Source organism: Streptomyces graminilatus, assembly GCF_001418565.1.
GTDB classification, from domain to species: Bacteria; Actinomycetota; Actinomycetes; order Streptomycetales; family Streptomycetaceae; genus Streptomyces; species Streptomyces graminilatus.
Map to the genome: position 1 here is coordinate 1 of NZ_LIQQ01000108.1, position 22,625 is coordinate 22,625.

A 22,625-nucleotide genomic window follows, 5' to 3' on the forward strand; every position below is an offset into this window, starting at 1 on the left:
GAACTGCGCGACAAGCCCCCACCGACCCGCAGAGACGCGAGTGCCCAAGCCAACGGGTCAAGCGGACCCCGGGTCCTTGAGATCCCGCCCGGCTGGCGCGCCCTTTTCAGGGGCGCGGGGAACTGCGCGAAAAAACCTCAGCCATCCGCGCATACCCCGCATCACTGGGATGCAAGTGATCCCCGGAGTCGTACTCCACCCGAAACCGCCGCGGATCGTACGGATCCCGCAACGCCTCGTCGAAGTCGACGTACGTGTCGAACACCCGCCCACCCCGAATCTCCGCGTTCACACCCTGCCGCAACGCCTCCGTGGTCGCCGAGTACCCGTGGAACCCCCCGAACGGCATCAGCGTCGCCCCGACCACCTTCAGCCCCCGCCCCCGCGCCTCGGCGACCAGCTCACGCAGCCCGGCGACGATCGAGGACGCCCGCAGCGCCTTGGGATCACGGGCACGCAGGATGTCGTTGACACCGAGGTCGATCACGACGACCCGGACGTTCGTACGACCGAGCGCGTCCCGCCCGAACCGGCTCAGCCCGCTGGCGTTGGGCGCCGGAGTGCCCGTACCGCCGGGCCGCAGGACGCGGTTGCCGCCGATGCCCTGGTTGACGACGCTGTAGCGGGGCACGTCCGCGCCGGACTCGGCCGCCGCGTGCAGCCGGTCGGCGAGGACATCGGGCCAGCGGCGGTTGGCGCCCACGGTCGAGGTGCTGCCCGCGGTGAGCGAGTCGCCGAGGGCGACGACCGTGCCGTCGGCCTGCTCGCTGAGGACGTCCAGGGCGGTGACGTACCGCCAGGTCTCGGTCCGCTCGGTGTACGCCGTGGCGTCCGCGTCCTCGGTGTGGTCGCCCACGGCCGCGTACGAGACCTGCCGGGCGCGCGGATGGTAGGTGACCGGCCCGGACGGGACGTCGGCGTACGTCGTCACCAGGACGTCGCTGTCGCGCGGGACGGCGATCCGTACCGCGTCGCTGACGATCTGCCGCCCGGCCGGGACGGTCACCGACGGGCTGCCGCCGAAGGTGAGGGGACGCATGGTGCGGGCGTCGGCGGCGGCGCTGTTCTCCCCGGCGGCGACGGCGACCGACGCGCGGGCGATGGTCAGGGGCTGTCTGCCGTACAGGTTGGAGAGCGTGACGCGGGCGCTCGTACCGCCCGCCGTGGTGTGCACGACGTTGCGCAGTGAGCGGCCGGCCAGACCCCGAACCTCGGTACCGGGCTCGCCCTCGACCGGCGCGGCGGACCAGGTGCCGACCCAGGTGCCGGCGGACGCGGGGGCGACATCGCCGGCCGAGTTGCCGCGGCCCTGGCCGCCGGCCCGGGTGTTCCGGTGGCCGTCGTCGAGGGTCGCCCCGACGTATATCGCGGCCGATATGGCCACGACGAGCGCGACCATCGTGGCGAGCAGGCCATAACCGTGGCGCCTGGTCATGGGATGCGTGACTCCTCGTACAGGGGGAGCGGGGGCTCCGGTGGGCTGAGCCAATGATGCGGGACGGGCCTGGAAGAGCCGCCCGAACCCTTCGGAACCCTTCGGAATCCTTCGGACCGGCTCCTTCCGGGTATACGCGGGGAACTCTTGTTCCGTTCCGGGAGTAGGTCAGGAAGGGACAATGTGTGAGGGATCACTGAGCGGTGAGCAGTGAACCACTGAGCGGTGAACGGTGAACGGTGGAGCGAATGGAACGCACGAGAACGGGATCAGAGGACAGAGAGGCCAGAACCGATGGTGCTGTCCCGGTGCCCGGCAGGGCCATGACCGCCTTCGGCCCCGCCGACGAGGAGCGCCAACGCGGTGTGCGCCGGATGAAGCTCACCGCGACCGGGCTGCTGCTCTTCGTCGCCGTCGTGTACGTCCTCGCCAAGTGGGCCGGTGAGCAGGGCGCCGGTGCCTGGACGGGGTATGTCGCGGCGGCGGCCGAGGCGGGCATGGTCGGCGCGCTGGCCGACTGGTTCGCGGTCACCGCCCTCTTCCGCCATCCCCTCGGCCTGCCCATCCCGCACACCGCGATCATCCCCACCAAGAAGGACCAACTGGGCGTATCCTTGGGCGAGTTCGTCGGCGAGAACTTCCTCTCCCAGGACGTCGTACGGCAGCGACTGCGGGCGGTCGGCATCGGCAGCCGCCTCGGCGCGTGGCTGGCCGAGCCGGAGCACGCGGACCGCGTGACGGCCGAACTGTCGGCGGCCCTGCGCGGGGCGCTCACCGTCCTGCGCGACTCCGACGTCCAGGCGGTGGTCGGCGAGGCCATCACGCGGCGGGCCGACGCCCAGGAGATCGCGCCGGGCATAGGGAAGATGCTGGAGAAGGTCGTGGCCGACGGCGGCCACCGAAGGGCCGTCGACCTGATTTGCGTACGCGCCCACGACTGGCTCGTCCTGCACGAGGGCGAGGTCATGGGCGCGGTGGCGGGCGGCGCGCCCGGCTGGACGCCCAAGTTCGTGGACAAGAGGGTCGGTGAGCGCGTCTACAAGGAGCTGCTGCGCTTCGTCACCGAGATGCGCGACGCCCCCTCCCACCCGGCGCGCGGCGCCCTGGACCGTTTCCTCACCGACTTCGCCTCCGACCTCCAGTCCGACACGGACACACGCGCGCGTGTCGAGCGGCTGAAGACCGAGGTCCTGGGGCGCGGCGAGGTCCAGGACCTGATCGCGTCCGCCTGGACGGCCGTACGATCGATGATCGTCTCGGCGGCGGAGGACGAGCGCAGCGAACTACGGCTGCGCGTACGGGCGTCGCTGCTGTCGCTGGGGTCCCGGATGTCGGTCGACTCCGGACTGCAGAACAAGGTGGACGGCTGGGTGGAGGGCGCGGCGGTGTACGTCGTGACGACCTACCAGAGCGAGATCACCTCCCTGATCACGGACACGGTCGCCGGCTGGGACGCCGAGCACACGACAAGGAAGATCGAGGCGCACATCGGCCGCGACCTCCAGTTCATCCGTATCAACGGCACGGTGGTGGGCTCGCTGGCCGGGCTGCTGATCTACGTGGTGTCGCGGGCGATGGGCGTGTAGGCCCGTGTACCTGAGTACGCGAACCTGAGTACGCGTACTCTGTCGGACCCTCTCCGGACGGGTGACCCTCGTACGTATGACCGAGACAACGGGGAACGGCACCACCGGAACCACCGGAAAGTCGCTCGGGCCGCTCGGGCCGCTGCGGGAGCGCCCCTGGGCCGAGCGCTGGCTGACGCGCGCGATCGGCGCCGCCCTGGCCTGGGCGTCGTACATCGTCTGCGTCCCCTGGGATCTGCGCAACCGGGCGGAGAGCGCGGGCGCGACGGACGAGACGACTCCGGTGACGGCCGTAGGCGTCGTCGCCCTGGGCGTCCTGCTGCTGCTCCTGTCCGCCTACTTCGGCCACCGCGACAGCCGGGGCTGGCCGCTGCTCCTGATCGCGGCCCCTCCGTCGACGCTCATGTACGTCTCCCTGCGCACGCACCCGGGCTCGCCCGACGGCTTCGCCGACGCCTGGCCCCTGACCTGGGCCTTCTTCACGCTGGTCATCGCGGCGGGGGTACTGGTCGCGGCGAGCGTGGGACGGGCGTTCCGGGTGGAGGAGGAGTCGACGGAGGGGCTGGTGTCGGCGGGGCAGAGGTGAGGTGGACGGTCCGTCACGCGCCGGTGGTGGACCCGGGCCGGAGGATCATCAGGACCGTCACGGTGGCCCACAGCAGGTTGAAGACACCGGTGAACATGGCGAGTTGAACGGTCGTAGCCCGATCCGCGCCGCTCATTCCGGCACTTCCGGTACCCACTGCGCCCTCGACGACCGTCTCCTGCCGTGGTAGCACCAGCACGACCAGGACGATCGCCGCGGCCACGGTCAGCGCCATGGACACGATCAGCCAGGTGTCGCCCATCACGCCCATGCTGCTCGCCGTGGCGATCCCGAGGACGGGTACGGCGATGCCGACCCCGGCGTAGACCCGGCAGATCCGGTGCAGCAGCCGTACGGTCTCCAGCGCCCGGGGATCGTCGGGGGCCGCGAGCGCCTTGCGGGCGCTGGGCGGGAACATGCTGGCGGCGACGGTCACGGGACCGACGGCGATGATCGCGGCGAGGACGTGAAGGGCGAGGAGGAACTTGGTCACGGGGTGACGGTAGGGGCGGGGGAGGGGCGCGTGGAAGTGGCGGTTTTGCCAGGGCTCAACGGATTCTCGCCAGGCGCCGCAGGGCCGGGGATTCCACCGCCGCCCCTCCTGCCCCGAGCCCTGCCTGTCCTTGGCCGTAATCAGTCATATGCCTGGGATCTCGCCATAGGATCTCGCCATGCACACCGTGGCGGTACTGGCCCTTGAGGGAGTCGTCCCCTTCGATCTCTCCGCGCCGATCGACGCCTTCGGGTGGGCCCGGCTGCCGGACGGGCGGGAGGCGTACCGCGTACGGGTCTGCTCGGTCGCCGACGAGGTGAGCGCGGGCCCGTTCAGTCTGCGGGCGCCGTACGGGCTCGACGCGCTGGCGGACGCCGACACGATCGTCCTGCCGGGCACCGCCGACCCGACCCTGCCGTTGCCGCCGGGCGTGGCGGAGGCGCTGCGCGCCGCGGCGGCGAACGGGACGCGGATCGCCTCGATCTGCGTCGGCGCGTTCCTCTTCGCGGCGACGGGCCTGCTGGACGGACTGCGCGCGACCACGCACTGGATCGCCGCCCAGGACCTCGCGGCCAGATACCCGAAGGTGACCGTCGACCCGAACGTCCTGTACGTCGACAACGGCCAGTTCCTCACCTCGGCGGGCGCGGCGGCGGCCCTGGACATGTGCCTGCACATGATCCGGGACGACCACGGCTCGGCGGTCGCCGCGCACGCGGCCAGGATGTGCGTGATGCCCCTCGAACGGGAGGGAGGGCAGGCCCAGTTCATCGTCCAGCCGCAGCCGCCGGCCCCCGCGGGCGCGACGATGGAACCGGTGCTGCGCTGGCTGGAGGAGCACGCGGACCGCGACGACCTGACACTCACCGACATCGCGGCGCGGGCAGGCATGAGCGCCCGTACCCTGAACCGCCGCTTCCGCGAACAGACGGGCACGACACCCTTGCAGTGGCTGCACCGGGCGCGGGTGCGCAGGGCGCAGTACCTGCTGGAGACGACGACGTACCCCGTAGAGCGCATCGCCGCCCAGACGGGGTTCGGGTCGCCGACGGCGTTCCGGGACCGTTTCAAACGGGTCGTCGGCACGAGCCCGTACGCGTACCGCAGGGCTTTCCAGGCGCCCCCAGGGAGTTAGCCGTTCTCCTTGGGTCAGGCGTGGCGGTCGGCGACGGCCCAGGAGGCGAGGGCGACGGCTCCGGCGACCCCGAACACGGCCGGCCAGGCGCCCACCTTCTTGGCCAGCGGGTGCGATCCGGCGAAGGCGCCGATGTACGCGACGGTCAGCGCCCCGGCGGCCGTCGAGCCCGCCTGCTCCTGCCACCGCTGGGCGGCGACGGTCCCCGCGACGGCCAGTACGGTCCCGCCGAGCTGCCGGTTCCTGCTCCAGCGGGCGACGGCGTACCCGCCGACGAGTCCGGTGGCGGCCACGAGCGCCGTAGGAACCTGGGTCGTCTTCGCCATGGTGGCCTGCCTCCTGCTGGTTCGGTCGCGCGGTGCCGCGTGCGCTTACGTGATGTGCGTGTACGTGATGTCGTGCGGTACGGCCGAGGCTAACCGGTGGTCCTGAGCCGCGCGTTGGGAGGGTTCCCGCGCACCCGTACAAGCACGTCGCGTTCGCCGACCGACGGCTTGTCCGTCTCGACGACGCGGACGACGCGGACGACGCGGACGACGTCAGGGGGAGGGGGGGGAGTAATGTGCCCGTATGGCCGAGGTCGATCAACTGCCGTGCACTCACGACACGTTGGTGCTGCGCACCGACTTCGCCGGCCTGTCCGGTGATACCGCGTGGGAGAACCTGAAGCAGGCCCTCGCCACTCCGAGCGAGGACGGCTTCCTGCCGTACGTCGAACCAGTCTCCGACCGCCGCTTCGCCGGAGCGACGCCGGCGGAGGCGCTGGCCGGGCTCCCGGCCGCGTACGAACACCCGATCCTCGTCCTGGCGGACGAACAGACCCTCGCCTCACGGGAGTTCCCGCTCCTCGTGCTGGATCTGCGGGAGGAGTACGGGCGTTGCGTCCGGGTCGTGGCGAGCGAACTGTGGGGTATCGAGAACAACCTGTCGCTCTCGAACATGGACTTCCGGGAATTCGCGGACGCGGTGGACGAGGACGGAATCCACCGAGGCTTCTGACGCACAGGCGCTGCCGCTACCGTTTCCGTTTCCGCTGCCGTAGGCGTGGACGAGCGTCAACGTCAGGGGATCTCAAGCTGGAGGACGACCGGACAGTGGTCGGAGGCCTTGGGGTTGTCCAGTCCCACGCCCGGGAGACGCGGTCCCGTGTACTTGACCGCCCGTAGCGGCACTCCCTGGCGGAAGATCTCGGGGACCGCGGCGGTCGCGGAGGCGAGCGAGGCCGAGGGCAGTATGTAGTCCAACTGCCGGTACTCGTTCCCGCTGGCGAAGAAGTGGGTCCACTGATCGTCCACGGGCAGCCGGGCCACGACGTTCTCCACCTGGTCCCAGTCGACCAGGGCGCTTATGCCCGGACTTCCGTCCGCGTCCGTCTGCATGTAGTCGTTGAGATCTCCCAGGACCACGAACGGACTGCCGCCCGGGGAGGAACCGAAACGCTCGGTGACGATCTCCATGACCTTCGCTGCTTGCTGCTCCCGCTTCGGGCGGGTCTGACTCCGGCCGCCGATCATCGACTTGAAGTGATTGACGTAGAGCGTCAGGGTCGACTTCGACGCCCCCACCCCCACCTCCACGTCGACTTCGAGACAGTCCCGGGAGAAGAGTGGCGTCGTGGGGCTGGAAGGCTCCAGGAAGTGCTGGTAGGAGCGGATGTGGGTGATCGGGAGCTTGGAGAGGACGGCCACGTCGATCAGCCGGGGGTCGTTTCCATCGACCCCCGCGATGTACGGATACTTCGCGCGCCCGCCGAGATAACGGTCCCGGAAGTGCTTGAGCGTGTCGACGTTCTCCACTTCCTGGAGAGCGAGGACGTCGGCGTCGATCGCCTGCAACGCGGCTCCGGTGATGGCCTTGTCGTCCTGACCCAGTTCGACGAAATGGGTCTGATCGACTATCCAGCCCCGCGTATTGGCATCGGCGGGATTCACACCGTCCTTGAAACGCCAGCGCGCGAAGAGGTTCTCGACATTGAAACTGGCCAACCGCAGGGTGGTGCTCACGGGAGACCTCCCGAGGGCGAGGAGACGGAAACGAGGTGACACTTCCAGGTTCCTCCAACGGGCCGGACCCGCAACCCAAGCGGCAGGGATACGTGAATCACGTACGCACTCAGACCACGAGTTCTGTCTGTGGTGTCACGGTCGGGACGGGATCGTGGCCGAGGCCGTGACGGAGGCCCTGACGGAGGTCGTGGCGGATGTACCACTCGGTGGAGAGCAGCAGTTCCCGTTCGGCGGCGGAGAGCCCCGCGACCAGCCCGGGCACGGCTCCCCGTTCCGCCTCGGTACGGTGGGCCAGCACCGCGGCGACCTTCCGCTCCAACCAGGGCGTGACATCGACGACCACGCTGACCTGCTCGTCCGGCACGGTGAGCATGGCCTTGCCGGTAGGGGCCAGATACCCGCCCCACGCGGTCGTTGCCGAGTGCGGATGCGTGGCCAGGTACAGGGCGCCCGGCTGCCAGGGCGGTCCGGCATCCGGGTAGAGCCGCTCAAGTCCGGCTGCCTGGACGGCGAGTTGGGTCACGCGGTGCGTGTGCACGTGGTCCTCGTGACCGGTAACTCCACCGTACGCGTCATGGGTGACCACGATCTCCGGACGGAACTCCCGTATATGGGCGACCAGTTGCCCGATCGTCTCGTCGACCGGCACATCGAGGAAGTGTGCCTTTCCCGGGGCGGACCCCGGCACACGGGAGTCGGCGTGGCCGAGCATGCGGGGAGCGCCGGCACCGAGGATACGGAGGGCCTCGGCGAGTTCGGCGGCGCGGTGGGTGTCGGCGCCCCAGGTCGCGGTGACCACGGCGGTACGGGCACCGGCGGCGGCGTGCCGGGCGAGGGTGCCTCCGGCGGAGAGGGACTCGTCGTCGGGGTGGGCGAAGACGGCGAGGAGGCTGGGTGCGCCTTGCTGCCGGAGCCCTATTGGCCCTATTGGCATTATTGGGGTCACCCTTCGGAGCTCCAGAAGGCCAGGGCCTTCTCGATGAGCCGTCTGGCGTCGTCCCCGTAGCACGCGGCGCTGCTGAGCAGCCGGAAGGCCTTCTCGTGCAGGGCGAGTTCGGCGGGGTCGGTGATGTCGACGCCGGTGGAGACGAGTTCGTAGCTGGCGAGCTGCCCGTCGTACATGTTGAAGCCGGATGTGGGCACCATGTCGACCTCAGCGGTCGTGGGAAGGATGCCCAGGGTGAGGGAGGGGAGATCGATCTCGCGGACGAGGCGTTCGAGTTGCCCACGCATCACCTCAGGACCCCCGACGTTCGTGTACAGGGACTGCTCCCCGAGGACAGCGTCGTAGTGATGCTCGCCGTCGTACAGGACCTGCTGTCGCTCCATGCGCTTGGCCACGCCCGCCGACACATCGTCCGGGACTCAAGGAAGGCAACGACCTTACGGAGGATCACGGTCGCGTACGCCTCGGTCTGGAGGGTCCCCCAGATCATGTCGGGCACGTAGGCCTTACTGTGCCGTGTCTGCTGGTAGAGGCTGACGACCTCGCTCTGGATGTTCTCCGTGCCGGTGGACAGGCGTTGCTGCCAGGGGACCGAAGTGGTCATCGTAATCCTCCCCATTGGCTGTAGCACTTGTTGGCGGACTGGCACTCGTGATCGGGGACGGCGTGGACCATGCTGTTCCGCCAACTGCCTCCCCGCAGGATGCGCTCCCGAATCCAGCCTTCATTGATCATCCCGGCCCGCTCCAGGGACCGGACTAGCCCTTCAGCTCCCCGTTGTCCAAGGCCCGCACAAAGGTCTGCCAGCCCTGACCTCGAACAACGATCACAGGTCCTCCAACACTCTTGGAGTCACGTACAAGAGCGCCGCCGTCGTCAGCGCGCGCACACTCGACGCACTCACCCCCCGCGCCGTTGCTGTACGACGACGTGAACCACGTCAGGGGACCATCGACCTTGGATCCTGCATTGCTCATCGTGCGTATTCCTTCAGGACGGACTTGATCAACTGACCGGAACGCTGAGGGCTCAAGGCCGCGGCTCGGAGCCCGTCGAAGGCCCGGGTGTACTCGCGGACATGATGCTCACCCTCAAGGTAGACGGCGTCGGTGATGCCGTCCCGGTACACGATGTCCGGATCCGCCTGATCAGGGAAGCCGAGCATCGTGAACGAGCCAGTCGCAGGGTAGGTGCCGGAGTCGAAGGCAAGTACCTGCAAGGTCACGCTGGGCAACTCGGAGGCGTCCAGAACGCGTTCAAGCTGTTCCCGCATCACCGCCCGATCGCCGATGACGTTGCGCAGTGAGCCCTCGTTCACGATGAACCAGGCGTCGGGCGCCCCGGGCTGCGTCAACATGGCCTGGCGTTCCATACGTACGCGCACCGCACGTTCGATGTCCTCGGCGGACATGTGCGAGCCGGTCGTGTGGAGTTCGGCCGTGTAGGCCGGGGTCTGCATCAGACCCGGCAGCAACTCGCACTGGTATTGGCGAAGCGTGGAGGCGTCCTGCTCCAAGCCAATGTAGATGTTGAACCACTCCGGGACGCCGGCCCCGTGTACCTGCCACCAGCCGCGTGTCTTGGCCTGTCGAGCAAGTGACATGAGGAATTCGCGGAGCTCGTCACTGGTGGCGTAGAACCGGCACAGGGCATCGATGTCGGACGGCTGGACCCTGCCGCTGCCCGTCTCCATCCGGTTGACCTTGGAGCCGCTCCAGTCCAACGCGTCGCCGACTTGGGCGCAGGTGAACGCGCTCTTCTCACGGAGCTTCTTCAGCTCGATCGAGAGACGGCGACGGCGTGCCGTGGGTGAACCGGCCACTTCAACCTTCTTCCGGATAGCGGGCGTTCAGTCTTGCGCCAAGGAGGCTGCTTGCCAATCACTCGGAAGTGGGAATCCCGCCGTGCACATTGCATGAAGGGATGCGCTCGGTCCATCCTTCCAGTGGCGCAACTCGCTGTGAGTGTGTGCGAACGCTCTGCTGATCATGTGGGGTCAGGGGAGACGGCATGCGACGAGAGGGGTCTTCGTGATCCGGGAAGCATGTATGTCACGAAAGCCGTGGGACCTTCACTTCCTGGCGGAGCCCGAGGAAGTGGCAGGTCTGCGGCGCGTGTTGCGGGTCCACTTGGGACTGTGGGGCCTGGACGAGCTCATCGACGCGGCCCAACTCTGCGTCACTGAGCTCGTCACCAACGTGATCACCCACGTCGGTCCCGGTACGCCCACCACCCTCGCGGTCTCCATGAAGGACACGCATCTTCGGATCGTGGTCTATGACCCCGACACCCGGGCTCTGCCCGTGCTCCTCAGCCAAGGCGTCAACTCTGAATCCGGGCGGGGGATGGAACTCGTCACCTGCACTGCTGACCGCTGGGGCGTGCAGCTTCTCGCCGACCGGAAGGTGACGTGGTGCGAGCTCTCCACCACGCTGACCTCGCCAAACGGCCGCTGTGAGGGACCTCAAGTGACGAGAGCGGGGGAGGTGCTCGGCCTCTACAACAGGGTTACGCTGCCGCCCACAGCCGATTCAGGTCGGCTGAGCGCAGCCGTGGCGGAGGAGGCGGCGATCAATGCCATTGCTGACCTCCTCCACTGGCTCCGGGCGCACGGCCATGATGCGGATGACGCCTTGGACCGAGCGCAGATGCACTTCGAAGCAGAAGTGGAAGCGCGAGTCGTGGGCGCCACGACGCGAGGCGCTACCCGGCTTTGATCGTCGAGTACGTCCAGACGTCCGCCGGGATCTCCTGCTTCAGCTTCCACGTGATCGCCATCGGCTTGCTACCCGTGTGCTTCTCGTACTCCGCAGGGCCGAGCAGCATCCACGGCTGGGCACCGCCTATGTCGGTGCTCTTGTAGCGGCGTACGAAGAGCAGGACGTGGCTGCCCTCGGCGACATGCCGTTGGTAGCGAAGGCCGGTGGGGGAGGTCTCGGAAGTCTGGTTCTGGGACTCCCAGTGGAAGAGGGTCTCGCTCTGCGCGTAGTCGTGATACCTGGTTTGCGGCGAGAAGTCCTTCTCGTCCTTCTCTAGCGTGATGAGGAGCGCGTCAGTCTTGACCGACTCGCACCACTTCACGCCCTCGCGAAAATCGGCCGGCATGAAGCCGCCGATGTATGACTGCCCTAGCGCAGGCAGGATCTCTTCGCGGCTGTACGAGGCGTGCACAGCGAGGGGAACACCACTCGGACCGCCCAAGCGCAGGAGAGGAATCGGTACGTGCTCAGTGTGGGCGAGGTTGTGCTCCAGCACCTGGCACAGCTCACTTCGGAAGGCGCGCTGCTTGCGCAGGGTCGCAAATCCAGCGTCGTAATTGGCGTACCCCTTGCGGACGATGCCGCCGAGTGGCCACAGCTGGAAGAAGAGCATGCGAGCGTAACCCTGCCCCTGCTCGTCGAGCTCGCTGTATGCAGGGGCGTCGTCCTGCAACATTCGTGTGTAGGCGGCAACGCGAAGGGAGTCGTCTACGTGCAGGAATGAGGAGACGCGCTTGAGGAACGCGCTCTCCCCCTCCGGCGCCTCCCCCTTCAGGAGCCCGGAGCGACGCAGCAGACCCGTCCAAGAGCTTCCGTTGCGGTAGAGCTCCTTGAGTTCGCGTCCGCTCTCGTGCAGGTAGCGACTGAGCTTCGGCTCGGCGTAGTCCGCTACCTCACGTGCCAAGGCAGTGACGTTGACGCCGATCTGGTCCTTGATGTTGGCGATGATGGATTTCTTGGCCTTTTCCTCAAGGATGATCTCGCAGCCAGATGGGAGCTGCGGGAAGTCATGCTCGATGTTGTCCAAGAGCCGCTTACGAGTCAGGTTCGTCAGCGCGCGGAACTGGTTCTCGAACCGGAACTCCTTGCGGTGCTGGCCGATGAAGTCCAAGACGGTCAGTACCGCCTTGTTCTCCGTACGCCGGAGTCCTCGGCCGAGTTGCTGCAAGAACACCGTTGCACTGGAGGTGGGGCGGAGTAGGAGCAGGGTGTCTACGTCAGGGATGTCGAGGCCTTCGTTGAAGAGGTCGACCGAGAAGATCACCTGCAACGTCCCAGAAGCAAGGTCAGCCAGTGCCTGCCTGCGCTCATCCGAAGGCGTTCCGGCCGACAGGGCGACGGCGTTGAGGCCAGCCTTGCGGAAGGACTCCGCCATGAAGCGCGCGTGCGCAACAGAAACGCAGAAGCCCAAAGCGCGCATGGCACCTGGATCGGCGACCTTCTCCTCAACGGCCTTCAAGACCAGCCGTGCACGCGCGTGGTTGGCGGACAGCACATCGCTCAACGCGCTTGCGTCGTACGCCCCGCGATGCCACTTCACCGCGGTCAGGTCGGTGTTGTCGCTGATACCCAGATAGTGGAAGGGGCTGAGTAGTTCGTTCTCCAAGGCCTCCCATAGCCGCATCTCGGCAGCGATGCGCCCGTCGAAGAACTCGTCCTGGATGTTCTTGCCGTCCATGCGCTCAGGAGTTGCGGTCAGTCCGAGCAGCTCCAGCGGCTTGAAGTGATCGAGGATCTTGCGGTAGGTCGGCGAAGTGCCGTGATGGAACTCGTCGATCACGATCACATCGAAGTGATCAGCAGCGAGTCGGTCCAGTGCGCGCGCGTTGAGTGACTGCACGCTGGCGAAGACGTGCGTCCAGCGCTCCGGGATCTCCCCGCTGTGCAGGGATTCACCGAAGTTGGCGTCTACCAAGACGTCTTGGTAGGTCCGCAGAGACTGCTGGAGGATCTCCTTGCGGTGAGCGACGAACAGCAGTCTCAGGTCACGGCCGTGCTTCTTGCGCAGTTGCTTGTAGTCAAGCGCGGCCATCACCGTCTTGCCGGTACCTGTCGCCGCGACCAGAAGGTTCCGATGCCGGCCATGTACCTCGCGCTCGACTTCGAGGCGCTCCAACATGTCACGTTGGTGGGCGTAGGGGCGTACTTCGAGACCGGACAGGGTGATCCTGCGATCCGCGGCCGAGGTGTTCGAGGTGCCCCCGGCGATCGCCAACGCTTCCTGGAGTCGAGCCCCATCGGCGACCGGGTCGTACAACTCGAAGGACGGGTCGCTCCAGTAGGCCTCGAAGGTTGCGTCGAACTTTCGCAGTACGTCGGGTGTGGCGATGGACGACAGCCGTACGTTCCACTCCAGCCCATCGAGCAGCGCGGCCTTGGAGAGGTTGGAGCTGCCGACGTACGCCGTGTCGTAACCGCTCTTCCGCCGGAACAACCATGCCTTGGCATGGAGGCGAGTTGACCTGGTCTCGTAGTTGACCTTGACCTCGGCGTTGAACTCCTGCACTAGCCGATCCAGCGCGCGCCGCTCGGTCGCCCCGATGTAGGTCGTCGTGATGACGCGTATCGGCACGTCCCGCTCACGGGCAGCTTGTAGGGACTGCTCGATGATGCGCAGGCCGTGCCACTTCACAAATGCGCAGAGAAGGTCTACGCGATCAGCGGTGGCAAGCTCGGCACGCAACTCGAAGCCGAGGCTGGGGTCTTCCGGCGAGTTGGTGATCAGCGCTGTGTCGGAGAGAGGGATACCCGGGCGTACGGCGAAGACACCAGGGGCCTCTTGCCGGGTCAGGGCCAGAAGCTGGCGAGGGCCAGCCGCGACCAGGTCTACCCACTCCTGGGCTCCCTTGAGAGTGCTGATCGACTCCAGGATGTGGTTCGCCGCATGCACGCGTTCCTCGGCAGGAATGCCCAACAGCACACGTCGTACGGTCGTCCCGACGTGCCTTGCCAGGACGTGCGGTACCGATTCTGCTCCCAACGCGTCACTCACTGGATGCCATCCGAGGCGCGCGAGCTCCTTCAACTGCTGCTCACACCGCAGCGTGATGAGCTCCTCGTACACACCCGCGACGGGGTGTGAAATGCCTCGTGACTCAGACACACAGGCTCCTTGGATCGCTTTTGATCGTTCAGACGGCTATGCCCATGTGTAACAGAACCCGCTGACACTCTGCCTCGGAGTCGCCGCTCCTCAACCGTGTCCGAACGCTTCTGCAGCCAGAGCCTGCCCGTCGTGCGTTAGGTAGCCAACGCAACCCGCACGGCCTCAGCCAGCAACGTAGCGCGCACATCGTCGGGCCCCCCGATGATGTGGTTCATCACGTAGCCGAAGGCGATCCCGTGCTCCGGGTCGGCGAAGGCGAGTGAGCCGCCTCGGCCGGTGTGGCCGAAGGATTTGGGGCCGATCATGGGGTTCGTCTCCGTGGGGAGCATGAAGCCGGAGCTGAACCGGCTCGGCACCATCATCACTTGGTCCGTTCCGCTGGCCTGTTCCTTGGTCGCCGACGCGAGGGTTTCCGGCGTGAGTAGGCGTATGCCGTCCACCTCGCTGATCAGCGCGGCGTACATGCGTGCCAGTCCTCGCGCGGTGCCGATGCCGTTGGAGGATGGGAGTTCCGCCGCCTGGACCTCAGTCGAATTGAAGTCGATCTCGGCCGGGTCGGTGACTGAGAAGGCCCTGTTGCTGAGCGAGTTCGGGTCGCGCCAGGCGGCGACCAGGTCGCGGAGTTGCTCGGGGATCGCCTCTGGCTGCGCGGTGGTGAAGTCGATTACCGGCTGCCGGTACGCCATACGGCTGACCCGGTTGCGTTCACTCGTGGGCAGCCCGATGAAGAAGTCCAGTCCCAGGAGGTCAGCGATCTCGTCTGCGAAGAAGCGGCCCGGCGAGCGGCCGGACACCCGGCGGATCACCTCTCCGACCAGCCAGCCCCAGGTTCTTCCGTGATACCCATGCGCGGTGCCCGGAGTCCACTGAGGGCTTTGAGCGGCTAGTGCGGCCACCATCGGCTGCCAGGCCAACGCCCCGGCCAGCGACACGGGTTGGTCCAGTGCGACCAGGCCGGCCCGGTGGGACAACAGCCAGCGCACCGGGATCTCAGCCTTGCCGTTCGCGGCGAACTCCGGCCAGTACTTGGCCACTGGCGCGTCCAGGTCCAAGACGCCTCGCTGGACGAGCAGATGCGCCGCCGTCGCGGTCGCCCCCTTGGTTGCCGAGTAGACCAGTTGCAGGGTGTCCCGCGCCCAAGGACGACCAGTGTCGGGGTCGGCTGTCCCACCCCAGAGGTCCACTACCGGTTGGCCATGCCGATACACGCACACCGCCGCGCCGATGTCCCCGTGCCGGGCGAAGTTCGCCGCGAATGCCTCACGTACCGGCTCGAACCCGGCCGCGACCTCACCGCTGATCACCGTCATGCCATTCATCCTGGCATTTTGGCGTCTGCTCCGAGGGCAGTCTCGTTCGGTGCACGTGACGCCATACCGGTCAGACCGTGACGGGCAGCGCTCGGAGACGCTCACGGAAGTCGCGTACGGCCGGAACGGATTGGTGTGGCTGGAGCTGTTCGGAGAACTCCTTCAGTCGGTTCAGAGCCCGAACGGAGCTGACCTTGTCTTCGAGGAGCTCGGCTCCGTGGTTCGCGGCGTGGAGCGCCCCGTCCAGGTCATTGCCCGCGAGGCGGGCCTCAGCCAAGCGGCTGGCCCGTACGGCCTTGTCCCGTGGGGCTGCCTTCTCGACTGAGGTCTCAAGCGAGCTCGTCGCGCGCTCCAACTGGCCCAATCGTAGAAGGACTTTGCCCTCGGTCGACTTCAGTTGCGCCTCGCCGAACCAGTCGAGCCAGTCCGGGTTCTCCTCCACTGTGTGGCGCTCCCAAAGGGAAGCAGCACGGTTGAGGGCTGTACCGGCCTTCTGGTGATCGCCGTCGCGGGACAGCGCTTCGGCCTTGTGCAAGTACAGGAAAGAATGGGCGTAGGGCGACAGTGTTCGAGGAGCGTTGTCGAGGGCGGTCGAGATGAGATCGACCCGTTCGGCAGTCCGTCCGGCCTCGGAGACGTGTACTCCCATCTCCGCCAGGACGAAGGCGCCGAAGGCGTCGTCGCCAGCAGTGCGTGCGCTGCGCATCGCTCCGACGTAGTACCGCTGTCCTGCAGATCGCAGTCCTGCGTCGTAAGCCATCCAGCCGGTGAGATGCGACACCCGGGCCGCCAGGGCATACAGGCGGGTGCGGATCCTGTCCGTGTACCGGCCGGCGCTCAGGAGGCCGGTGAGCAGGGCGAGATCACCGCGTGCCTGCTCAAGGAGTCGGGCGCCCCCGAGCTGGTCATCGAGCGTGCGGAGTGTGCTGATGCGCTGCTCGATCGTCGAGACCATTGTGTCCGTGACGCGATCTCCGTTGAGCGCTGAAGCGAAGGCGGAAGGGGCCTCGGCCCAGCTTGCTGCCAGTCCGGTCAGGGCGGCGCCCGTGATGGTGAGAAATCCCCGCCGGTCCATGCGGCCACTCCCAACAAGATCAGCCAAGGCCTCAACGGTACCGGCTTCGGTCCAGGGAGCAGTGAGTCCAGTGACCTCCCATACGGGGACCCACCGAGGCCATCCTTCTGCTTGAACCTGTGCGTATGGAACTCGTAGCAGGTCAGCGAGGACGCGTTGGGCATCGGCGTCCGGCTCCTGGCCCTGCTCCCACTTCCACACGGTTGTGCGGTTTGTAGCCAGGGGGATGCCCAGTTGCTTCCCCCGCGCCTGCATGAGCCGGGCGAACTCGGCCTTACCCCATCCGCTCGACTGGCGGACGAAGGCCAGCGGGTGCATTGCTAACGACTCACCAAGCACGTCGTGCCTCCCGTCAACTGCCTTCGGTGGTAGGGAGGTTACCCATGTTGACGTGCGTATGAGCGCCTTTGGTGTCGAGAGAAACCCCCCAGAAACGTTCCTACATCGATGTCGGCTGGCTTCACTGTTCACTACCCGCCGCTCTCTCTGCCTGGCGTCTCTCCCGGGGAGCCATGAACCGTCGTAAGTAGGAAGTTTCCAACTCCGGAACTCGCAGCAATCGTGCACAGCAGCTTTCGTTCTGCGGTGACGTGCGCTCAAAATCTCACCGAATTTCGCCGTTTCTTTGGGAACTCTTGAAAGGTAGACCTGTGGCAGTCGCGCATCATCTCATCGTGGTCGGCTTCGACGAGATCGTCGCCAACAAGTACCTTCCCTGCATTCAGAAGGCTGTCCGGTCGGGGCAGATCGACTCCTACTCCATCATCGACCTGGAGTCCCAGAGGTCCGTAATCGAGCAGCGTGTCCAGGCCGTTGAATTGGAGCCGCGAGGAATCGTCTACCTATCGGACCCAAATAGTCGCGTACGGGAGACTCCGCAGGAAGTCATCGCTGCTGCGGTGCAACGACTCCGTACGCCAGAAGTGCCGACGATGATGTACATCGCTACGGAAGTACGGGCGCATGAGGCATACCTCAGGTTCTGCGTCGAGAACCACATCAACTCGCTTGTTGAGAAGCCCGTGTTGGCGCCCATGGCGGATGGCCGCTTCAAACCGTCGTACATCACCAAGACCATGGAGGAGCTCATCGGGCTCACTGCCGACTCTACGGCGGAGCACTCGGTCATGACCCTGAGCAGGTACCACCCGATCTACAACCAGAGGGTCATCGCGTCACTCAGGGAAAGGATGGAGAGGTGGGAGGCTCCCCTGACTTCCTTCCATCTCCGGGCAGCCGGCGGAGTGTGGAATCTCCAGCGTGAGTTCGAGAGCCGCGACGATCACCCGTACAAGTACGGCTACGGGATGATGATGCACGGCGCCTACCACTACGTCGATCTCGCGACGCAGATCCTCTCGCTCAACTCTGCCCTGTTCCCTGAGCTCCAGTTCAAACTGGAGCTCAGCGGCTTCGGAGCGTTCCCCATCGACCAGCACCAGCGGATGTCCCGGCCGATCACCAGGAGGTTCCAGGACCGCGGTCCGCTCTGGGCAGATGACGCCGACGACGGCCTCCGGTTCGGCGAGACCGACGTAACCTCCACGTTCCGCCTCGTCGACATCGCGTCGGGCAGGACGGTCTCGCTCGGCACGCTGTCCTTCGAGCAGACCACCCCTTCCATCCGAAACTGGGACGAGCTTCCGCCGGACCTCTACAACGTGAACGGCCGCACTTCGAGCGTCGACATGGAGGCCCAGATCTCGACGCTGTTCTCCACGCACGTCCACTGCTACGACATTCCTCGTGGTGTCAGCGCAGACGGGATCGACGCCTTCGCCCGTGTGACTACGCGCGCCAACGCCGCCCTCCTCCCCGACGAGCAGTACGTGTCGGAAGAGTCATTCGACGGGCTGTTCCACAGCGACAGCAACCGTCAGCTCATGGACCACTGGCTGAACGGCGCGGAGGAGCGGAGCTCCCTGGCCAGCCACCTCCTCCCCATGAAGGTGACCGAGGCGCTCGCCTCGGCGGTCCTCACTCCGGGCCGCTTGATCGAGGTCCCGTTCTAGCGGCTCGCAGTTCCCATCTCGCAGTGACTGAGGAGGAGTTCAATGGCTGACCTTGTGTCGAAGGCGTCTGTGCATGCCTTCTACGTGGACGCAATCCAGCGAGGGAGGAACACGGCGGAGAACCTCCAGGCCCCGACATCGGAACGGTTCAACCTGCTCTTGGACTCGGTCGGGGAAGAGACACCGCGGACGGCTTTAGACCTCGGTTACGGCGCCGGGAACCACACCGTTGCCATGGCTCGGGCGGGGTACAGAGTGGTTGCTGTCGACCAGGTCCCCAGCAGCGTGCTTCTGCGGCGCCTGGACGGACAAGGGGACTTGGCCCAGCGAATCGATGTACGTGAGTCGCTCGTTGAGGAGTACACGATTGACCGGGAATTCGGGATAGTCGTCGCCAAGGACGTACTGCATTATCTCGCAGAACCCGACGTCGAGTCCGTGTTGGAAAGTGCGGTCGCCAACTCACGATCAAAGAATTATCACTACCTTGAGGTCTTCACGTCGATCACCCGCAGATCCGCAGAGGGCCGGCTCCGGAAAATCGAGGGTGAAGCAGGATACTCGCCTGAGTCCTTCCAGCGCCTCATCGAGCGTGTCTACCACGGGTGGGACGTCATGCTGTTCTGGAATGAGCACGCCGAAACAGACAGTCGAACCGGGGCCGACTATTTCGAAGCGGTCCGTGCCACCGTCATTGCGGCAAATGCGTCGGCCTGATCAGGGATAGGGAGATCATTTTGAAGTCGACCACGCCAGCAGGGATCAGCTTTGTCATCCCATGCTTCAACTCGGGCGATTACCTCATCGAGGCCGTGGATTCCCTCATCGGGCAACCGCACGTGTTCCCGTACGAGATCCTGATCGTGGACGACGGATCGGACGATGAGAGCACGCTCAGCGCGATCGCAGCATGCGGCGAACGATCGGAGATACGTGTAATCCGACTCGGTCGCAGTGGGCACCACACAGCCAGGAACTCTGGTGTCGAAGCCGCGGGCTTCGAGTACGTCATGCAGCTCGACGCCGACGACCGCCTCGCCACCGCTCCGGAACTCCTCACAGACGGCAGCTATCCGGACCGCGCGGTCGAGATCCTCCGGACACACGACCACGTGGCTTTCGTCCACACGATGTCCCGCATGATCGGCGAATTCGAGGGCTTCACCATCTCCTCGTATCCGTGCCGGGAGGAGCTGGTGCTGCGCAAGCACCACGTGCCCACTTCGATCGTCTACCGCCGCGACGACGCGATCCGCGGCGGCATGTACGACCCGCAGGTACTGAAGTGGGGGGACTGGGCGTTCGCCGTGAACCTACTCGCTGGGCGTTTCCGCAACGGAGTACACAACGCCATCGTGTGCATCTCCGGCCCGCTGCACGAGTACCGGGTGCACTCGCGCGGTCGGCGCGTGTCCAACGCCGCGATCTCCGAGTTCGACATGACACTCCTCGTAGTCGAGAAGAACCTCGACCTGTTCCAGCACCACTTCCAGCGAGACGGCAGTGCAGAAGACATTGCCCGCGACGTCCTCGCGTCGAAGCCCTCTCGACTCGACGACCTGATTCGCATGGCCACGCACGACGTCGAGCAGGCCCTGACGGTCGCTCGCCAGAGGGCGTTCTCCCTGGCGAGTCCGTTCGAGTGCCTGGGAATTCCGTAACCGCCGCACACTCAAGCAAGGAGCCCCGGACCACGGTCCGGGGCTCCTTTGCTGGTCTGGCTGCTAGGCAGACGGCAGGCTGTTGATCTGGGTCTGGAGACGGACGATGTCCTCCTCCGCCTTGGCGAGGCGGGTGCGGATCTTGTCGACCACGTTGTCCGGGGCCTTGGCCAGGAACGCCTCGTTGCCGAGCTTGCCCGTGGCCTGGGCCTTCTCCTTCTCGGCTGCGGCGAGGTCCTTGGCGAGGCGCTTGCGCTCGGCCTCGACGTCGATCGTTCCGGAGAGGTCAAGGGCGACCGTAGCGCCGGCGATGGGGAGGGTCGCCGTCGCGTTGAAGTCGTCGCCTTCCGGCTGAAGGCGCAGCAGTTGGCGGATGGCGGCCTCGTGGGCGGCGAGCTGCGTGCCCGACAGGTCCAGACGGGCGGGGACCTTTTGGCCCGGCTGAAGGCCCTGGTCGGAGCGGAAGCGGCGGACCTCCGTGATCACCTGCTGGAGGTTGCCGATCTCTGCCTCGGCTGCCAGGTCGCGGAATCCGCTGTCCTTCGGCCAGCCAGCGATTACGAGGGATTCGCGGCCGGTCAGCGTCGTCCACAGGCTCTCGGTGACGAAGGGGACGATCGGGTGCAGGAGGCGCAGGGTGACGTCGAGGACCTCGCCCAGCACGCGGCCGGAGACCTTCGCCTGTTCGCCGCCCTCGAAGAAGGTGGTCTTTGACAGCTCGACGTACCAGTCGAAGACCTCGTCCCACGCGAAGTGGTAGAGAGCGTCGGCGAGCTTCGCGAACTGGTAGTCGTCGTAGTACGCGTCCGCCTCGGCGACGGTCGCGTTGAGCCGGGACAGGATCCACCGGTCCGTGGCCGAGAGCTTCTCGACGGGCGGGAGGTCCCCCTCGATCGTGGCGCCGTTCATGAGCGCGAAGCGCGTGGCGTTCCAGATCTTGTTGGCGAAGTTGCGGGACGCCTGGACCCAGTCCTCGCCGATCGGGACGTCGGTGCCGGGGTTGGCGCCCTTGGCCAGCGTGAAGCGGACGGCGTCCGAGCCGTACTTGTCCATCCAGTCCAGCGGGTTCACGGTGTTGCCGAACGACTTCGACATCTTCTTGCCGAACTCGTCACGCACCATGCCGTGGAACGCGATGGTGTGGAACGGGACTTCCCCATCCATGGCGTACAGGCCGAACATCATCATGCGGGCGACCCAGAAGAACATGAGGTCGTAGCCGGTGACGAGGACGGAGTTCGGATAGAACTTCTCCAGGTCCGGGGTCTGTTCGGGCCAGCCGAGGGTGGAGAACGGCCACAGGCCGGAGGAGAACCAGGTGTCGAGGACGTCTGTGTCCTGGGTCCAGCCCTCGCCGGTCGGCGGCTGCTCGTCAGGGCCGACGCAGACCGTCTCGCCGTTCGGGCCGTGCCAGACCGGGATGCGGTGGCCCCACCACAACTGCCGTGAGATGCACCAGTCGTTGAGGTTGTCGACCCAGTCGAAGTACCGCTGGGACATGTCGGCGGGGTGGATGTTCACGCGGCCGTCGCGGACCGCGTCACCAGCCGCTTTGGCGAGCGTCTCGACCTTGACCCACCACTGCAGGGACAGGCGTGGTTCCAGCGTCGTCTTGCAGCGAGAGCAGTGGCCCACCGAGTGGACGTACGGGCGCTTCTCGGCGACGATCCGGCCGTCGGCGCGCAACGCGGCGACGATCGCGGAGCGGGCCTCGAAACGGTCGAGGCCCTGGAACGGACCGTGCACCGTGATGACGCCACGCTCGTCCATGACGGTCAGCGACTCCAGGTCGTGCCGCTGGCCGATGGCGAAGTCGTTGGGGTCGTGAGCGGGAGTCACCTTGACCGCGCCGGTGCCGAACTCGGGGTCGACGTGTGTGTCCGCGACGACCGGGATCGTGCGGTCGGTCAGCGGCAGCTTGATCTGCTTGCCGATGAGCGATGCATACCGCTCGTCGTCAGGGTGGACCGCGACCGCGGTGTCACCGAGCATCGTCTCGGCGCGGGTCGTAGCGACGACGAGAGTCTCGTCGCCCTCGCCGTACTTGATGGAGACGAGTTCGCCGTCGTCGTCCTGGTAGTCCACCTCGATGTCGGAGATGGCCGTCAGACAGCGCGGGCACCAGTTGATGATGCGCTCGGCGCGGTAGATCAGGTCGTCGTCGAACATCTTCTTGAAGACGGTCTGAACGGCCCTGGAGAGACCTTCGTCCATGGTGAAGCGGTCACGGCTCCAGGCGACACCGTTGCCGAGGCGCTTCATCTGGCCGGCGATCTGACCGCCGGACTCGGCCTTCCACTGCCAGACGCGGTCGACGAAAGCCTCACGTCCGAGGTCGTGGCGGGACTTGCCCTCCTTGGCAAGCTCACGCTCGACCACGTTCTGCGTGGCGATTCCGGCGTGGTCCATGCCGGGCTGCCACAGCGTCTCGAAGCCCTGCATGCGCTTGCGGCGGGTCAGGGCGTCGATCAGCGTGTGCTCGAAGGCGTGGCCGAGGTGGAGGGAGCCGGTGACG

20 protein-coding genes are annotated in these 22,625 nt (G+C 66.4%); 8 read left to right on the forward strand and 12 right to left on the reverse strand.

Translation table 11 applies throughout. The annotated features are described in order from the left end of the window. Positions 1-106: 106 nt before the first annotated feature. On the reverse strand, positions 107-1,435 hold the full coding sequence (locus tag AOK08_RS10695) for an SGNH/GDSL hydrolase family protein (RefSeq protein WP_055525251.1): 1,329 nt from the start codon (positions 1,433-1,435) through the stop codon (positions 107-109). Positions 1,436-1,683: 248 nt separating this feature from the next. On the opposite strand from AOK08_RS10695, the gene AOK08_RS10700 reads away from it, so the two are divergent. Both AOK08_RS10700 and AOK08_RS10705 read left to right on the forward strand, forming a co-directional pair. Then, on the forward strand, positions 1,684-3,021 hold the full coding sequence (locus AOK08_RS10700) for a DUF445 domain-containing protein (RefSeq protein WP_079053964.1): 1,338 nt from the start codon (positions 1,684-1,686) through the stop codon (positions 3,019-3,021). A gap of 76 nt (positions 3,022-3,097) precedes the next feature. After that, positions 3,098-3,607, forward strand: a complete 510-nt coding sequence (locus tag AOK08_RS10705) for a hypothetical protein (RefSeq protein ID WP_055525267.1) — start codon at positions 3,098-3,100, stop codon at positions 3,605-3,607. 13 nt (positions 3,608-3,620) lie between these two features. On the opposite strand, the gene AOK08_RS10710 is transcribed toward AOK08_RS10705, so the two are convergent. After that, the gene (locus AOK08_RS10710) at positions 3,621-4,100 is read right to left on the reverse strand and encodes a hypothetical protein (RefSeq protein ID WP_055525253.1); all 480 of its coding nucleotides are present in this window, start codon (positions 4,098-4,100) and stop codon (positions 3,621-3,623) included. 178 nt (positions 4,101-4,278) lie between these two features. On the opposite strand from AOK08_RS10710, the gene AOK08_RS10715 reads away from it, so the two are divergent. After that, entirely contained in the window at positions 4,279-5,235 is a 957-nt protein-coding gene (locus tag AOK08_RS10715) for a GlxA family transcriptional regulator (protein ID WP_055525254.1), read from the forward strand. A gap of 14 nt (positions 5,236-5,249) precedes the next feature. Here the strand turns inward: AOK08_RS10715 and AOK08_RS10720 are convergent, their stop codons facing one another. Then, the gene (locus tag AOK08_RS10720; protein WP_055525255.1) at positions 5,250-5,561 is read right to left on the reverse strand and encodes a hypothetical protein; all 312 of its coding nucleotides are present in this window, start codon (positions 5,559-5,561) and stop codon (positions 5,250-5,252) included. A 244-nt stretch (positions 5,562-5,805) separates the two neighbouring features. Here AOK08_RS10720 and AOK08_RS10725 point away from each other — a divergent pair, with 244 nt between their 5' ends. Continuing rightward, positions 5,806-6,234, forward strand: coding sequence for a DUF6924 domain-containing protein (locus AOK08_RS10725; RefSeq protein ID WP_055525256.1), 429 nt, complete (start codon positions 5,806-5,808; stop codon positions 6,232-6,234). Between the two features lie 62 nt (positions 6,235-6,296). Here the strand turns inward: AOK08_RS10725 and AOK08_RS10730 are convergent, their stop codons facing one another. From AOK08_RS10730 to AOK08_RS10745, 5 genes are all read right to left on the reverse strand, one after another. Continuing rightward, positions 6,297-7,238 (reverse strand): endonuclease/exonuclease/phosphatase family protein, encoded by a 942-nt coding sequence (locus AOK08_RS10730; RefSeq protein ID WP_055525257.1) that lies wholly within the window; start codon positions 7,236-7,238, stop codon positions 6,297-6,299. 109 nt (positions 7,239-7,347) lie between these two features. Further along, the gene (locus tag AOK08_RS10735) at positions 7,348-8,175 is read right to left on the reverse strand and encodes a PIG-L deacetylase family protein (protein ID WP_055525258.1); all 828 of its coding nucleotides are present in this window, start codon (positions 8,173-8,175) and stop codon (positions 7,348-7,350) included. Between the two features lie 8 nt (positions 8,176-8,183). Next, positions 8,184-8,582, reverse strand: a complete 399-nt coding sequence (locus AOK08_RS10740; protein WP_241826907.1) for a Scr1 family TA system antitoxin-like transcriptional regulator — start codon at positions 8,580-8,582, stop codon at positions 8,184-8,186. 363 nt (positions 8,583-8,945) lie between these two features. Further along, a complete protein-coding gene (locus AOK08_RS43020; RefSeq protein ID WP_079053965.1) occupies positions 8,946-9,164 on the reverse strand; it encodes a DUF397 domain-containing protein in 219 nt (72 codons plus the stop codon). After that, a complete protein-coding gene (locus AOK08_RS10745; RefSeq protein WP_198539233.1) occupies positions 9,161-10,009 on the reverse strand; it encodes a helix-turn-helix domain-containing protein in 849 nt (282 codons plus the stop codon). Before AOK08_RS10745 ends, AOK08_RS43020 begins: the two co-directional genes overlap by 4 nt. Before the next feature lie 226 nt (positions 10,010-10,235). Here AOK08_RS10745 and AOK08_RS10750 point away from each other — a divergent pair, with 226 nt between their 5' ends. After that, entirely contained in the window at positions 10,236-10,904 is a 669-nt protein-coding gene (locus tag AOK08_RS10750) for an ATP-binding protein (protein WP_055525260.1), read from the forward strand. Here AOK08_RS10750 and AOK08_RS10755 read toward each other — a convergent pair. The 3 genes from AOK08_RS10755 to AOK08_RS10765 form a co-directional block, all read right to left on the reverse strand. After that, complete coding sequence (locus AOK08_RS10755; RefSeq protein ID WP_055525261.1) at positions 10,891-14,049, reverse strand: DEAD/DEAH box helicase; 3,159 nt, start codon at positions 14,047-14,049, stop codon at positions 10,891-10,893. The genes AOK08_RS10750 and AOK08_RS10755 overlap by 14 nt on opposite strands. 137 nt (positions 14,050-14,186) lie before the next feature. Further along, entirely contained in the window at positions 14,187-15,362 is a 1,176-nt protein-coding gene (locus AOK08_RS10760; protein WP_055525262.1) for a serine hydrolase domain-containing protein, read from the reverse strand. Between the two features lie 70 nt (positions 15,363-15,432). After that, positions 15,433-16,755 carry an NsdA family TPR-like regulatory protein gene (locus AOK08_RS10765; RefSeq protein ID WP_241826909.1) on the reverse strand — a complete coding sequence of 441 codons (1,323 nt, stop codon included), beginning with the start codon at positions 16,753-16,755 and terminating at the stop codon, positions 15,433-15,435. A gap of 356 nt (positions 16,756-17,111) precedes the next feature. Between AOK08_RS10765 and AOK08_RS10770 the strand changes: the two genes are divergently transcribed. The 3 genes from AOK08_RS10770 to AOK08_RS10780 are packed head-to-tail and all read left to right on the forward strand — an operon-like array spanning position 17,112 to position 20,110. Beyond that, complete coding sequence (locus tag AOK08_RS10770; protein ID WP_157876640.1) at positions 17,112-18,449, forward strand: hypothetical protein; 1,338 nt, start codon at positions 17,112-17,114, stop codon at positions 18,447-18,449. A 42-nt stretch (positions 18,450-18,491) separates the two neighbouring features. After that, positions 18,492-19,166: a class I SAM-dependent methyltransferase gene (locus AOK08_RS10775; RefSeq protein WP_055525264.1), complete on the forward strand. Its 675-nt coding sequence runs from the start codon at positions 18,492-18,494 to the stop codon at positions 19,164-19,166. A 20-nt stretch (positions 19,167-19,186) separates the two neighbouring features. Further along, the gene (locus AOK08_RS10780; RefSeq protein ID WP_055525265.1) at positions 19,187-20,110 is read left to right on the forward strand and encodes a glycosyltransferase family 2 protein; all 924 of its coding nucleotides are present in this window, start codon (positions 19,187-19,189) and stop codon (positions 20,108-20,110) included. A gap of 63 nt (positions 20,111-20,173) precedes the next feature. Here the strand turns inward: AOK08_RS10780 and AOK08_RS10785 are convergent. Continuing rightward, the coding region (locus tag AOK08_RS10785) for a valine--tRNA ligase (protein ID WP_055525266.1) at positions 20,174-22,625 on the reverse strand (2,452 nt) is incomplete at its 5' end.

Bases quoted from the DNA above. Each gene is read 5' to 3' on its own strand.
- AOK08_RS10695 (WP_055525251.1), bottom strand. From the start codon at position 1,435: ATGACCAGGCGCCACGGTTATGGCCTGCTCGCCACGATGGTCGCGCTC.
- AOK08_RS10700 (WP_079053964.1), top strand. From the start codon at position 1,684: ATGGAACGCACGAGAACGGGATCAGAGGACAGAGAGGCCAGAACCGAT.
- AOK08_RS10705 (WP_055525267.1), top strand. From the start codon at position 3,098: ATGACCGAGACAACGGGGAACGGCACCACCGGAACCACCGGAAAGTCG.
- AOK08_RS10715 (WP_055525254.1), top strand. From the start codon at position 4,279: ATGCACACCGTGGCGGTACTGGCCCTTGAGGGAGTCGTCCCCTTCGAT.
- AOK08_RS10720 (WP_055525255.1), bottom strand. From the start codon at position 5,561: ATGGCGAAGACGACCCAGGTTCCTACGGCGCTCGTGGCCGCCACCGGA.
- AOK08_RS10725 (WP_055525256.1), top strand. From the start codon at position 5,806: ATGGCCGAGGTCGATCAACTGCCGTGCACTCACGACACGTTGGTGCTG.
- AOK08_RS10735 (WP_055525258.1), bottom strand. From the start codon at position 8,175: ATGCCAATAGGGCCAATAGGGCTCCGGCAGCAAGGCGCACCCAGCCTC.
- AOK08_RS43020 (WP_079053965.1), bottom strand. From the start codon at position 9,164: ATGAGCAATGCAGGATCCAAGGTCGATGGTCCCCTGACGTGGTTCACG.
- AOK08_RS10750 (WP_055525260.1), top strand. From the start codon at position 10,236: ATGTCACGAAAGCCGTGGGACCTTCACTTCCTGGCGGAGCCCGAGGAA.
- AOK08_RS10760 (WP_055525262.1), bottom strand. From the start codon at position 15,362: ATGACGGTGATCAGCGGTGAGGTCGCGGCCGGGTTCGAGCCGGTACGT.
- AOK08_RS10765 (WP_241826909.1), bottom strand. From the start codon at position 16,755: ATGCACCCGCTGGCCTTCGTCCGCCAGTCGAGCGGATGGGGTAAGGCC.
- AOK08_RS10775 (WP_055525264.1), top strand. From the start codon at position 18,492: ATGGCTGACCTTGTGTCGAAGGCGTCTGTGCATGCCTTCTACGTGGAC.